Raw genomic sequence first — 12,286 nt, 5'->3', positions numbered from 1 at the left:
CGCCTTTCGCGACGTCTGATGTCCTGAAAGTGGCTTTCGCGACATGAACGCCAGGCTCTCGCCTCCTGGACCACCCACAAGTACGTGAAGGCCCCCTTCCCTCGGCTGAGCCGAGGGAAGGGGGCCTTCACGCGCAAAGCGACGCTACTCCGCGACCTCTTCGATGGCCGAAGTGCCGCGAGAGCCGGGGTTCCCGTACCGCTCCCACACCTCGTTCAACCGGATCCGGCCGTCCGGCAGGAACTCCGGGGTGTTCGTGCTGTGCCCCGCGATGACCTGACCGCCGGCCAGCACCATCGTGTAGGCCAGGTCGATCGTCCCGTCCTCGCCGCACTTCCCGGTCAGCGAGCCGAGCCGCACCCCGCCGCCGCTCAGCTCGGCCCACACCAGGTCGTCCTTCTGCCGGTACAGGGTGACCGGCGCGTCCGGGTCGCTGCTGACCTTGCGGAACCGTTTCCCGTCGTAGTTGATCATCCGTCCTGCTCCGTCCGAGTCGGGAACCAAAGGTCGTCCGTGGTCAGATCCGCGAGGTCGTACTTTCCGAGCGCGCTGGCGAGCAGCCGCAGTTCGAGTTCGAGGCAGCGCACCAGCCGCACGAGCCCTTCGTCCGCGTCCTCGTCGACGGCGAGCAGCGCCGCACGCCCGAGGCCGACCGCGGAAGCGCCCATCGCCAGGCACTTCAGCGCGCGGGCTCCTTCCCAGATCCGTCCGGACACCAGCAGCGACGCGTCGGGTTTGCCGACCCGCCGCAGGCATTCCACCAGCGGCAGCCCCACCTGGTCGAGGAAGACCGACGGCGCCCAGCCGGTGCCGCCCTCGGCACCGTCCACGGTGACGGCGTCCGCTCCCGCCGCCCACGCGACCCGCGCGGCTTCGCCGACGTCGCGGCCCGGGTGCAGTTTCACCCAGGCACGCGCCCGCGGGTAGTTGTTGCGCATCAGGTGGATCTGCTGGCGCAGGATCTCCCCGGTGAACGTGCCGGGACTGCTGGACCGCAGCACCATGGCCTGATCCCTGCCGAAGGCTTCGTCCACTGTGTACTGTTCGGCGATCTCGCCGGCGGCCGTGCGCGAGAGCACGGTCATCCCGCCGAGCCCCGGTTTGGCGCCCTGACCGACCTTGAGCTCGAACGCCAGCCGCCCGGTTTCCAGCAGTTCCGTCGCGGACGGGTCGCTGTAGACGAGGTTCCACACCTCCGCGTCGGCGTCTTCGGTGCTCTGCTGCACGACGACACCGCCCAGCCCGTCCGGTACGGCGCCCGCGTACGCGCGGATCCGGCCGAGCAGACCGTCCTCGACGCTTTCGCCCATCCGGCCGTAGCCGTGCATCGGCACGACGTTCTCGCCGATCACCATCGGCATCCCGAGCCTGCCCGCCTGCTCGCTCGCGGCGATGCCGAGCCCGCTGCCCGCGACCTGCGTGGAGCCGAACGCGCACAGGAACACCGGCGACGGCGCGGTGAACCCGCCGAGCACGGTCGAGAGCCCGACGTCGCCGTACACCGGTTCGCGGGCGAGGTCGAACATCTTCTCCAGGCGCCGCGGGACGAACACCGGCGGCACGATCCGCGCGCGGTCGAGTTCGTCCGGCGGGATGCCGGCGTCCGCGCCGAACAGCGACCGGCCGTATCCCGCGACGTCGGGGAAGATCGCCGCGCTGCCTTCCCTCGCCCTGGCCCGGATCGCGTCCTCCGGGAGCTGCCGCGCGGTGATCACGGCGTCGCGATCCCGGGCAGCTTCGGATACGCGTTCGCCTGCCAGATCGCGTCCAGCCCGGCGATGTAGCGTGTCACCCGCTCCAGCCCCATCCCGAAACCGGCGCTCGGCGGCAGCCCCTCGCGCGCGAGGTCGAGGTACCAGGCGTACTTGGCCGGGTTCTCCCCCGTCTCCCGCATCCGCTCGATCAGCCGCCGGTACTCGTGCGTGCGCTCGCCGCCACTGCAGAGCTCGCCGAACCCGTCGGAGGCGATGAGGTCGAAGTTCCGCAGCACCCCCGGTTCGGTGCTGGACTCGCCGTCGGTGAACCCGCGCGACCCCTTGGGGTAGTCGACGATGAAGAACGGCCGGTTCGTCTGCTCCGAGATGATCCGCTCGCCCTGCCAGTCGATCTCCGCGTCGGCGCTCTGCCCGTGCCGGAGACCTTGCAGCCGCGAGACAGCCTCGCGGTGCGTCATCCGCTCGAAGTCCTCCTCCAGCAGCGCCGTGAACGCTTCCTGGTCCCGGCCCAGCGTGGCGAGGTCCACTTTGGACTCTCGCAGGGTGTGGGCGACGACGTGCCGCAGCAGGCCCTGCGCGATGTCGAGGACCTCCTCGCGGCTCGCACGGGCGACCTCGACGTCGATCTGGGTGAACTCGACCAGATGCCGTCCGGTGGTCGAGGTCTCCAGCGGCTCCAGCCGCACGTTCGGGGCGACGTAGAAGATCTTGTCGAACGCGAGCAGCGACGCCTGCTTGTACAGGATGACGCTGGTCATCATCTTGTACTTGTGCCCGTAGTAGTCGACGTCGACCTGTTTGGCCCCACGGCATCCCGGGTCGGTGACCGGGCCGATCAGCGGCGGCTGCAGTTCCACGAAACCGTTCATGCCGAGGTATTCGCGGGTGCCGGCGGTGATGCTGTTCTGGATGCGCAGGGCCGCCTGCGTCACCGGCGACGTCAGATGCTCGCGGGTGCCCGGCGGCAGCGCCGCGTCCGATGGTCCGGTCATGTCCTACTCCCCTGTGTCAGTCGGTTCACGGTCCCGATTCCGGGTAGCCCGTACTTCTCGTCGAACGACCGCTCGACGTACCGGAGCGCGTCCAGCAGATCGTTCGAGGTCATCCGCCGGTCGCCGGGCAGGTCGACGAGGTCGCCCAGCGGCATCGCGCCGATCCGCTGCCACTCCAGGCGGCCGTCGCCTGCCAGCCGTCCGCGGGCGCGGCCCGCGTTGTCCGGATGCAGGCAGAAGGGGACGTCCAGCTGGCCGCGCGCGAACGCGGTGACCAGCGCCCGGCCGAGGTCGGCGTCGAGCGAGAGAACGTTGTCCACCAACGCCTTCGCCTGAGCGTGGATCCCGGTGTCGCCGAGCCTGCCGATCCGGGAGACGCCCCGGGCGGCCTCGGCGGCGTGCTCCAGCGCGGTCACGTTCTCCGCCACGGTCGGCAGCCGGTGCGCTTCGGCGGTGGTCTTGACGATCAGCCTGCTCGCCCCGGTGCGGGCGGCCAGCCGCGCGGACTCCGCGATCAGCTCCAGCGCGCCGCCCGGTGTCCTCGGATAGACGCCCATGTAGCCGTAGATCACCACGTGCGTCCGCGCGTGCGGCACGTATTCCCTGATCAGCGCGTGCAGCGCGGCGACGGCCTCCTCGTCCTGCCCGGCGTGGGTCTGCTGCGCGTAGCTGAAGGACAGGCAGCGGATCCCGTGCCGCCAGAAGAACATCCCCTCCAGCACGCTGAGCGCGACCAGGAGCGCGGGCGGGCACAGCTGACCCATCATGCAGCCGCCGAAGGTCTCCAGATGCGGTTCCAGTTCGGGACCCCGGGCCTCGGCCAGCGTCTCGCAGGAGCGCCGCCAGCTGTCGACGGCCGCCGAAAGCGGCATCCGGCTGTACGGCAGGCAGTACGACACCGGGCCGCCCTCGGTCGCGTGCAGCCCGAAGTCCAACAGCGCCCGCACGATCCGGCGGGGATCCGCCGAACCGTGCCGCACCTGCACCGGGAAATCCACGGTCAGCGCCCCGTCGAGCAATGCCGTCGTCGTCACTGGGTCGTGGTCGACGAGCGGATAGCCGTTGAGGTCGGCGCCCGCCGCGAGTGCCGCGCGCGCCGCCTCGTGGTCGCCGACCCTGGTGTAGCTGTCGATCGTGATCGTGCCGACCGTCGCGGCCCGCGCCGACCGCGTCGCCAGCAGCCCCCTTGCCATCCGTCCCGGATCGGCGAACCCCATCCGGGGCTGGACGACCAGTTCCCCCTGCGCGTGGTGGCGTGCGACCACCTCGCCGAACGAAAGTCCCCGCGGCGGGGCGAGCACGTTCATCCCGCGCCCAGCGGGACACCGGGGGCGCGGACGGACAAGGTGCGGAGGAACGTGCGGAACGGGGTGAGCCCGGCGGAGTCCTCGAACACCGCGTCGAAGCCGGCCTCCAGCAGGCGGGCCGCGTTGCTGCCGCCCGTGACGTCGAGCTTCCCGCCGATGACGACCGGCGTCGTGACCAGCTCCGGCCGGGCGCGGAAGGCCTCCATCAGCCGGACGCCGTCCTGACGGCCGTGCCCGTTGAGGCTGCTGATCACCAGCAGATCCGGCCGCCGGGTGACGCATTCGCGCACGATGGTCGCGTCCGGGACGCAGGCGCCGAGGTTGGTGACCCGGCAGCCCAGTTCCTCCAGCAACAGCTCCAGGTACACCAGGTTCCAGGTGTGCGCGTCGGACGAAAGCCCGGTGACGATCACGTCGAGACCGGCGTCCGGGAGCGTGGGCTGGACGGCTTCGATGGTCATGGTGCGGCGTTCTCCCTCTCTCCACGGTCCGGCCGCACGTCGATCTCGATCAGCGCGACCGCCTCTTCGGCCAGGCGCGACGCCTCCGCCGGGCTGTCCGCGGTCACCATCAGATCGCCGACGCGGTCCCACGAACTGCGCAGCCCGTCGAACCGGTCACCCGCCGAGACACTGACGTCGCACATGAACACGCCTTCGGCCTGCGACGCCTTCTCCACCCCGCGCACGTCCTCGATACGGCCGGGTTCGATCGACAGAAACCGCACCGCGGCGCCGCGTTCGGCCTTGCGCGGCAACACGTCCACGACCGGTTCGTCCTTCATCACCGAGAAGTAGGCGCGGTTCAGCTCCACCGGGTAGGCGCGCTGGATCAGCTCGATGATGCCGTCGCCCGCGAACCGGCCGGCGCATTCGACCAGGTACGGGACGCCGTCCGAGACGATCCACTCGCAGTGGACGATCCCGGTGCGGAACCCGGTCGCGCCGGTGAGCCGCCGCGTCTCCTCGGTCAGCGTCGCGGTCAGCTCGTCCGGGATGTCGGCGGGGACGATATGCGCGAGTTCGATCGGACGCGGACCGGGGAACAGCCGCTTGCCGGTGACGTTGGCGAACAGCGGCTCGCCGTCCCGCAGCAGCATCTCGACGCTGAACTCGTCGCCCTCGACGAAGCTCTCGGCGAGCATCTTCAGGTCCATCGCGCGGTCCGGGACGAAGATCCCCTCGTCCTGCACGACACAGTTCGTCCACGCCTGCTCGGCCTCGGCCGGGTCGGTGAGCACCTGCGTCCCCACCGAGGCCTGCCGGTTCGACGGCTTCAGCACGATCTTCCCCGGATGCCGCGCCATGAACTCACGGACCTGCTCCGGGCTCTCGACGCGCGCCGACGCCGGGTTCGCGATCCCCGCCGCCCGGCTGACCAGGCGCAGCACCGCCTTGTCCCGCAGGATCTGCGCCGCGCCGAACCCCGCTCCCGGCAGGCCGTAGCGTTCCGCGAGCCGGGCCGCGAACGGCGTCGCGTACTCGGTCAGCGGGACGACGGCGGCCGGGCCGAGGTCGTGGTGGACGTGGTAGAACTCGTCCGCCTTGCCGGGCAGGTGGAACTCCCACTCGATGAGCTCGCGGACCAGCGCCGAACCGGCCACCGTCTTCCGCGCTTCGCGTTTGCGGACGACGTCGGGTTCTTCCACGAAGATGACCGAGCCGTCCGGCTGGAAGTCCTTGATGGACGAACCCAGCGCCGCGGCCACGAACCCGACCAGCACCACCGGCCGCGTCATGACTGCTCCTCGACGTAATACCAGTTCTCGGGGTTGATCAAGCCGTACGGGTTGATCGGCGAGAAACCGCGCAGATTCCCCGCGACCTCGAACAACCGCCGGGGGAACGTCGGCATGAAGATCACCGGCGCCTGCTCGGCGATGTACTCCTGGTATTCGTAGAGCGCTTCGAGCGAGTCGGTGGTGACGGTCTTCGCGATCAGCTCGTCCGCCTTGGCGTCGCGCCAGTTGCTGAAGTTGCAGGCCGCGCCGCTCTGGAAGAGGTTCTCCCCTGTCGGGTAGTTGTAGACCCAGCCACCGCCCCAGCAGGACAGCTGCCACATCCGCTTCTCGCCCGGACCGTCCTCCGCCACCAGGACCGAACCCATCACCTCTTCGAGGCGGATCTCGATCCCGGCCTTGGCCGCGTCGTCCCGGAACTGCGCCATGAGCCGCGCCAGCGACGGCCGCCCTTCCCAGTAGCGCAGGGAAAAGCTCAGTTCGGTGCCGGCGGGGATGCCTTCACCCGCTTCACCGGGACCGGTGCCGGGCCGCACGCACACCGCGGGCGAGGTGGTGACGTCCCAGCCGTTGTCTGCGAGCAGCTGCCGCGCCTTCTCCAGGTCGAACGGCCAGAACCCGCCGCGCTCGGTGATCTTCGGCGAGACCAGGTCGCTCTTGGGCAGCACCGGGATCGAGCCCGTCTGGCTCCAGCCGTATCCCTGGTAGACCTCGCGAGCCCCGTACTCCTGGTCGAAGCAGCTCTGGAGGGCCTGTCGGACGTACGGCTGCCGGATCATGTTCCCGGCGACGGTCGGGTTGCTGAAGTTGACCGCCATGAAGTTGATGTTGAACAGGATCTGCGGTTCCAGCTGGAAGCCGTCGCCCAGCGGGTTCGGACCGCCCTTCGTCGGGTCTCCGTCCGGCTGGACGCCCATCCCTGGTGGCAGGAAGCCGACCTGGACGTCACCGGACTGCAACAGCTCGTACTGCTGCTCGTCCGACGTCGTCGAGACCTGGCGAAGCTCGTCGAGATGCGGCGGGTTGGGCCCGCTGTAGTGCTCGTTCGGGACGAAGGTGACGACACCTTCCTCGGTGTAGCTCTTGAGCCGCCACGGCCCGTTCACGACACTCCACACCGGACTGTCGGCCCAGCGTGTGCGGTGCGAGTTGTCCTCTTCGACGACGTCGCCGTTCTCCGCCATCAAGAACTCGTAGACCGCTTCGGCCTGCCCGATGTCGTGCGTCGCGTCGGCCGGGCCGTCCGCGGTGCGGTCCCACGCCTTCGGCATCGGCGTGATCATGGTGAGCTGGTTCAGCAGCACCCAGTTCTTCGAGTACGCCTTGTCGAAGGTGAAGCTCACCTTGTCGTCGGCGACCTTGGCGAACGACACCAGGTTGTCCGGGAAGTAGCCCTCGGAGTACGCCCCGAACCTCGGCCCCTTCACCTTCAGCATGTTCATCCAGAAGATGACGTTGTCCGCGCAGAGTGTCTCGCCGTTGGACCATTTCCACGGTTTGATCCGGACCACGCAGGTGCGGCCGGTCTCGTCCCACACCGGCTCTTCGCCGATGCTGAGGTCCCAGTCGATCTCCGGCGCGCCGTCCCGGCCCAGCCAGTAGAGCGGCCGGTACATCAGCATCTGGAACTCGTAGAGGCTCCGCACGCCGAAACGTTCACCCGGGGTGAAGGGGAAGATCACCGCGGGCGGGAACCCGGGCAGGCAGGCCCAGGTGGCGACGCCACCCTTGATCGGCTTGTCCGTCATGACTTTCGCTTCCTCCGCATGTCGGCCGCGCTTAGTGGTTGCCATCGGATGTCCTTCGGGGGTATTCGGTGGATCCAGGTTTCCGCTGGGCGTGCGGTCGTGAGGTCCTCGTACCGGGGTTGTACTCGGGCCTCGCGGCCGTGCGTCCAGCGGGAAGCTGGGCCGTCGAGAGCTCCGGAGGACCTCCGATGGTGACCACTTACGCGGCGGTCGCCTCGAGAACCTCGGCCGGCCGCTTCTCCTGCGCCGACAGCGGTTTCGCCAAGCTGAAGTAGGTACCGATCACGATCGCGCCCTGCAGGATCGCCAAGCCCCAGAAGGCGTAGGGCACGGTGGTCGCGTCCGCCAGCGAGGACAACGCGACCGTCGCGCCGACGCCGAGCCCGAGACCGAGGGCCTGCGTGCCTCCGAAGATCCGGCCGACCCGCTCCTCCGGGCTGGCCCGCATCAGCAGCGTGCGGGCCGCGATCCGGCCCTGCGCGAAGCAGAACCCGGCGAACGGGATCGCCGCCATCAGCGCGATGTAGTGCAGCGGCTGGATCGCGAGGCAGATCAGGTTGCCCAGCGTGCCGAACACGGCCAGATGGATGCCCTTGAACCGTTTGCTGACCTTGCCGTACGCGGCGGCGCCGACGATGAACCCGACACCCGCCAGCGCGTCGACCACGCCGATCATCCACGCGCCCTGATTGAAGGTCTGCAGGATCAGCGTCGTCAGGATGACGTTGGCGACCATCAGGCCGATGTTGCCGTTGGCGTACAACAGCGCGAGCCGCTTGATCGGCTGGCGCACAGGGACTTCGGCCGGCGCCGACGGGTCGGTCGCGACGGTCTCCTCGATCACCGGTGCCTTGGCGGGTTTGCGGCCGATCGCGTAGACCAGCACGGCCGAGAGGACGAAGCTCAGCGAGTTGAACACGAACAACGGCGTGGCGCCGAACCAGATCACCAGGAAGCCCGCCAGCGAAGACGCCAGCAGCATGCCGGCGTTGCTCGCCATCTCGAAATGCGAGTTGAACTTCCCGAGCCGTTCGTCGCGGATCCGTTCCTTGATGAGCCCGTTGCTCGCGGGCATGAACAACGCCGCGGTGCAGGCGAGCATGAAGTTCGCTATGTAGGAGCCGAGGTTCGCCGGGCCGCCGATCCACAGCCACACGGGCAACGCGAACGCGGTCATCGCGCTCACGAGGTCCGCCGCCACGCACAGCATCCGGCGGTCGACCTTGTCGACCAGCTTCCCGAACAGGACCGCGAGCGCGACCTGCGGGATGGACACCGCGATGAACAGCCAGCCGACCGCCAGGGTGGTCTGCTCGGCGTGGAAGACCAGGATCGCGGCGGCGGTGATCTGGAAGGCGTTGCCCGCGGTGGTGATGAATCCCGCCGGGACCAGCAGGCGTTCGGCGAGCCGGGAACTCCGGATCGCGTCGGTGGACAAGGTGCTGTCGAGTGACATGGTGGGTCAGACCTCGCTCGTCGGGGGGAATTCCAGTGATGGCACGGGGAAAGCCGTGGTGTGCGTGACGTCGAAGGCGGCCGCGGTGATCCGGGGCTCGAATCCGCCCGCTTCGGCGGCGCGTTCGGCGAGGTCGATCAGGATCGGCGAGGCACAGCCGATCAGGGCCCGCAGTTCGAGGAAGAGGTCGCCGAGCCGCGCGCGGAGCATCTCCTGGTCGAGGTTGCCCTTCAGCGTGCGTTCCGTCGCCGCCCGCAGGCGTTCGACGTGCTGCACGATCAGATCGGCGGCCCGGCTGAGGCTGAAGTCCTCCAGCTCGTAGTTCAGGGCGAACCGGGAGACCATCGCCGCCGCGCGTTCCGTGGCTTCGGTCGACACCGGGAGCGAGCCGTTCTCGCCGCCGATCTCGGCGGTGAGCTTGGCCAGTGTCTCGGCGAGCTCGTTCCAGGGCGTGACGAGCCGCTCCCCCGCGACCTTTTCCAGTGCGGCGCGGGAGAAGTTGGTCCGCGCGAACTCGGGGGCGGTGAGGTTGAGGTGGAACCGCGCGATGTCGCGCGGCACCTCGGCCGCCAGCTCACGGGCCCAGACCACATGTCCCTTGCTGGTGGAGAACTTCTCGTTCTCCAGTTCGTAGAACTCGTTGACCAGCAAGGTGTCCGGGAGGACGTAGCGGCCTTCGAGGGCGATCAGCTCGGCGACGTGGACGACGCCCCAGGTGAACAGCGGATCGAATCCCATGAACACCACGACCCGCGCGTCGTTCTCCGCGAGCCAGGCGTCGTCGTCGGCGGCCATCGGCTTCCCGTTGCGCCGCAACGCGTACTCGGTGCAGTACATCGAGGCGGGCATCCCCTCGACCCACGCGTTGAGCCGTTGCCCCGGTGTCTGGAGGAACGGCGCCGGCAGCCCCCATTTCACCGGGTACGTGATCGCGAAGTCGGGCAACGGCCCGGCGAGCAGTTCCCGCATCAGCCCGAGCACGTGCGGCCGCCACGCGGGGCCGCGTTCCTCGTAATAGGCCAACAGCTGTTCGCGGTACTCCGAAACCGGGAAGACCATGATCTCGGTCTCGCGGTAGGTCACCTCGTCGGCCGGGTCGAGGACCGAATACGGCTCGATCAGCGCGTCGAAGTCGATCGGATGGCCGCAACCCTCGCAGAATCCGCCACGGCTGTCGGCGAGACAGGTCGGGCAGCCACCGCCGACGAACCCCTCGACCAGGAACTCGCCCTTGCGCTCGCTGTAGGGCAGCCGCACCTTGCGCAGGCGCAGCTTTCCCTTGTCGTACAAGCGCTTGACGTAGTCGTAGACGAGCGCCTTGTAGCCTTCGTCCGTCGGTGAGAAGCCGTCGACCTCGACCCCCATCGCCTTGAACGTGCGCTGGATGTTCTCGGTCGACTGCTCCACCAGCTCGGGCGGCGTCAGCCCGACCCTTGCCGCGCTGGTGACGAGGTAGGTCTGGCTGTCGTCGGTGCAGGAGGCGAACACGGCCTCGCGGCCCGCCGCGCGCAGGTACCGGCGGTGCACGTCGGCACCGAGGTACGGGCCCGCGATATGCCCGATGTGCAGGTCGCCGTTGGAGGTCGGCGGGCCGCCGATGATCACCACCGGTCGCTTGTCGGCCATCCTCACGCCTCCGCTTCATGGCGAGCGGCGAACTTCGCCGTCATGTCGGAGTCCCACCAGATCGCGTACATCTCGAAGTCGTCGGCACCGTCGTTGAGGATGCGGTGCTCGGTGCCGGGCTTGTGGAACTCGATGTCGCCGGGCCGGAACGCGCGGCGCTCTCCCCCGGACTCGACGACCGCCTCGCCGCTGACGGCGATGAAGATCTCGTACTCGTGGTGGGAATGCGCGCCCGTCGCGCCGTGCGCGGGCACCGTGACCCAGGCGCCTTCGAACGGCGCGTTCAGCGCCGCCCACGGCAGCAGCCGCTGGCCGTAGGCACCGTTCTCGAAGACCATCTTTTCCCGCTCGAGCGGACGGATCTCCATGACTTCCCTTCCTTCTCGTTGGTCAGCGGGTGGCGACGATGGGGGCGGTTTCCGAGGTCGGCTGCGGTGGCACCGAAGGGGTCTCGCCGCGATGGGCGAGGATGTCCTGCAGGATGTCGTTGGCACGCGGGGCGAGGACGCTCAGCAGCGAGTCCGCGATCCCGTGCGTCGCCTCGTTGACGCCCTGGAGGTAGACGGCCGCGGTGGCGGGCTGCTCGATCTCCAGCCGGTAGTCGCGGGTCACCTTGATCTCCGACAACCCGATCGACTTCGCGATCTCCTGGACCATCCTCGGCATCTCCGGGGAGAAACCGGTGCCGAGCAGCACGAGATCGGTGCGCAGTTCCTGGACCTCGCCGGTGCGCCGGTCCGTCAGTTCCAGCACGATCTCGTCGCCCTCGTCGCGGGCGTCGGTGATGTCGTTCATGGTGATCATCGACAGCCGCGAACGGCCGGAAAGGCGGTCGAGGTAGATCGAGCGGTAGAGCGCGTCCATCGTGCCCGGGGCGAGCCCGGAGTAGTTCGTGTGGTGCATCTCCTTGAGCATCTGCTCGCGCGCTTCGGGCCGCGCTTCGAAGAACTTGTCCACATGGGACGGGAAGAACAGCTCGTTGTTGAACTTGCTGCTCTCGTAGTAGTTCAGGCCGATCGACCGCATCACCATGGTCGGCTTGCATTCGGGCAGATCGTTCTGCACCGCGCTGAACAGTTCCGCCGCGCTCTGCCCGGCGCCGATCACCGCGACGCGGTACGGGAGATCCTTGCGCAGCTTGGCGATCCTCGGCAGGTACTGCGTGCTGTGGATGACGCGGTCCTGGTTCACCGTGCGGAGCAGATCGGGGATCCGCGCGTCGCGGCCGGCGCCGACGACCAGGTACCGGCTGCGGATCGTCTCGCCGTCGGCGACGTGCGTGTCCCAGCCGGTGAGCGTGCCGTCCGTCCACACGGGAGTGATCTCGCGGCATTCCCGGCCGCGCTGCAGGTCCACCAGCGACAGCGAGTCAGCCGTCCACTTGAGATAGTCGGCGAGCTCCACCCGGTACGGGACGAAGCTGCCCATGTTCACGAACTCGTTGAGCCGGTCGGTGGCGTGCAGGTAGTTGAGGAACGAGAAGCGGCTGCGCGGATTGCGCAGGGTCACCAGGTCCTTGAGGAACGAGACCTGCGAGAGGGCCTCGGGCAGGAGCATCCCCCGCTGCCAGGAGACCTCTTCGTCGCGTTCGAGCAGCACCGATTCGCGGGCAAGGCCGGGCGCGAGTTCTTCCAGCGCCACGGCCAAGGCCAGGTTCGACGGTCCTGCTCCGACTGCGAGCAGCTCGACATCACGGTTCGCCAT

Annotated in this window: 11 protein-coding genes; all 11 read right to left on the bottom strand. The window is 68.8% G+C overall.

Features of this window, described 5'->3' with window-relative positions:
• Positions 1-144 precede the first annotated feature (144 nt).
• The 11 genes from ACFWIW_RS30720 to ACFWIW_RS30670 all read right to left on the bottom strand — a co-directional run bounded on the left by ACFWIW_RS30720 (position 145) and on the right by ACFWIW_RS30670 (position 12,286).
• The gene (locus ACFWIW_RS30720; RefSeq protein WP_378371687.1) at positions 145-474 is read right to left on the bottom strand and encodes a hypothetical protein; all 330 of its coding nucleotides are present in this window, start codon (positions 472-474) and stop codon (positions 145-147) included.
• Complete coding sequence (locus tag ACFWIW_RS30715; protein ID WP_378371686.1) at positions 471-1,715, bottom strand: glutamate synthase-related protein; 1,245 nt, start codon at positions 1,713-1,715, stop codon at positions 471-473. The genes ACFWIW_RS30720 and ACFWIW_RS30715 overlap by 4 nt, the downstream gene beginning before the upstream one ends.
• On the bottom strand, positions 1,712-2,707 hold the full coding sequence (locus tag ACFWIW_RS30710; protein ID WP_378371685.1) for an asparagine synthetase A: 996 nt from the start codon (positions 2,705-2,707) through the stop codon (positions 1,712-1,714). The genes ACFWIW_RS30715 and ACFWIW_RS30710 overlap by 4 nt, the downstream gene beginning before the upstream one ends.
• Entirely contained in the window at positions 2,704-4,014 is a 1,311-nt protein-coding gene (locus ACFWIW_RS30705) for a methylaspartate mutase (protein ID WP_378371684.1), read from the bottom strand. Before ACFWIW_RS30705 ends, ACFWIW_RS30710 begins: the two co-directional genes overlap by 4 nt.
• A complete protein-coding gene (locus ACFWIW_RS30700; RefSeq protein ID WP_073842209.1) occupies positions 4,011-4,475 on the bottom strand; it encodes a cobalamin B12-binding domain-containing protein in 465 nt (154 codons plus the stop codon). The genes ACFWIW_RS30705 and ACFWIW_RS30700 overlap by 4 nt, the downstream gene beginning before the upstream one ends.
• Entirely contained in the window at positions 4,472-5,752 is a 1,281-nt protein-coding gene (locus ACFWIW_RS30695) for an ATP-grasp domain-containing protein (protein WP_378371683.1), read from the bottom strand. The genes ACFWIW_RS30700 and ACFWIW_RS30695 overlap by 4 nt, the downstream gene beginning before the upstream one ends.
• Positions 5,749-7,500 carry an ABC transporter substrate-binding protein gene (locus ACFWIW_RS30690; protein ID WP_378371682.1) on the bottom strand — a complete coding sequence of 584 codons (1,752 nt, stop codon included), beginning with the start codon at positions 7,498-7,500 and terminating at the stop codon, positions 5,749-5,751. Before ACFWIW_RS30690 ends, ACFWIW_RS30695 begins: the two co-directional genes overlap by 4 nt.
• 199 nt (positions 7,501-7,699) lie before the next feature.
• On the bottom strand, positions 7,700-8,956 hold the full coding sequence (locus ACFWIW_RS30685) for an MFS transporter (protein WP_378371681.1): 1,257 nt from the start codon (positions 8,954-8,956) through the stop codon (positions 7,700-7,702).
• Between the two features lie 6 nt (positions 8,957-8,962).
• The gene (locus ACFWIW_RS30680) at positions 8,963-10,582 is read right to left on the bottom strand and encodes a class I tRNA ligase family protein (RefSeq protein WP_378371680.1); all 1,620 of its coding nucleotides are present in this window, start codon (positions 10,580-10,582) and stop codon (positions 8,963-8,965) included.
• 2 nt (positions 10,583-10,584) lie between these two features.
• Positions 10,585-10,950, bottom strand: coding sequence for a cupin domain-containing protein (locus ACFWIW_RS30675; protein WP_378371679.1), 366 nt, complete (start codon positions 10,948-10,950; stop codon positions 10,585-10,587).
• Positions 10,951-10,972: 22 nt separating this feature from the next.
• Positions 10,973-12,286, bottom strand: a complete 1,314-nt coding sequence (locus ACFWIW_RS30670) for a lysine N(6)-hydroxylase/L-ornithine N(5)-oxygenase family protein (protein ID WP_378371678.1) — start codon at positions 12,284-12,286, stop codon at positions 10,973-10,975.

The organism is Amycolatopsis sp. NPDC058340 (genome assembly GCF_042723975.1).
Taxonomy (GTDB): domain Bacteria; phylum Actinomycetota; class Actinomycetes; order Mycobacteriales; family Pseudonocardiaceae; genus Amycolatopsis.
The sequence above is the reverse complement of the archived record's forward strand: the minus strand, read 5'-3'. Positions and strand labels throughout refer to the sequence as shown.

Excerpts from the sequence above, each read along its gene's own strand:
- ACFWIW_RS30700 (WP_073842209.1), bottom strand. The coding sequence starts at position 4,475 with ATGACCATCGAAGCCGTCCAGCCCACGCTCCCGGACGCCGGTCTCGAC.
- ACFWIW_RS30705 (WP_378371684.1), bottom strand. The coding sequence starts at position 4,014 with ATGAACGTGCTCGCCCCGCCGCGGGGACTTTCGTTCGGCGAGGTGGTC.
- ACFWIW_RS30690 (WP_378371682.1), bottom strand. The coding sequence starts at position 7,500 with ATGACGGACAAGCCGATCAAGGGTGGCGTCGCCACCTGGGCCTGCCTG.
- ACFWIW_RS30720 (WP_378371687.1), bottom strand. The coding sequence starts at position 474 with ATGATCAACTACGACGGGAAACGGTTCCGCAAGGTCAGCAGCGACCCG.
- ACFWIW_RS30680 (WP_378371680.1), bottom strand. The coding sequence starts at position 10,582 with ATGGCCGACAAGCGACCGGTGGTGATCATCGGCGGCCCGCCGACCTCC.
- ACFWIW_RS30675 (WP_378371679.1), bottom strand. The coding sequence starts at position 10,950 with ATGGAGATCCGTCCGCTCGAGCGGGAAAAGATGGTCTTCGAGAACGGT.
- ACFWIW_RS30685 (WP_378371681.1), bottom strand. The coding sequence starts at position 8,956 with ATGTCACTCGACAGCACCTTGTCCACCGACGCGATCCGGAGTTCCCGG.
- ACFWIW_RS30710 (WP_378371685.1), bottom strand. The coding sequence starts at position 2,707 with ATGACCGGACCATCGGACGCGGCGCTGCCGCCGGGCACCCGCGAGCAT.
- ACFWIW_RS30670 (WP_378371678.1), bottom strand. The coding sequence starts at position 12,286 with ATGGCGAACCGTGATGTCGAGCTGCTCGCAGTCGGAGCAGGACCGTCG.
- ACFWIW_RS30695 (WP_378371683.1), bottom strand. The coding sequence starts at position 5,752 with ATGACGCGGCCGGTGGTGCTGGTCGGGTTCGTGGCCGCGGCGCTGGGT.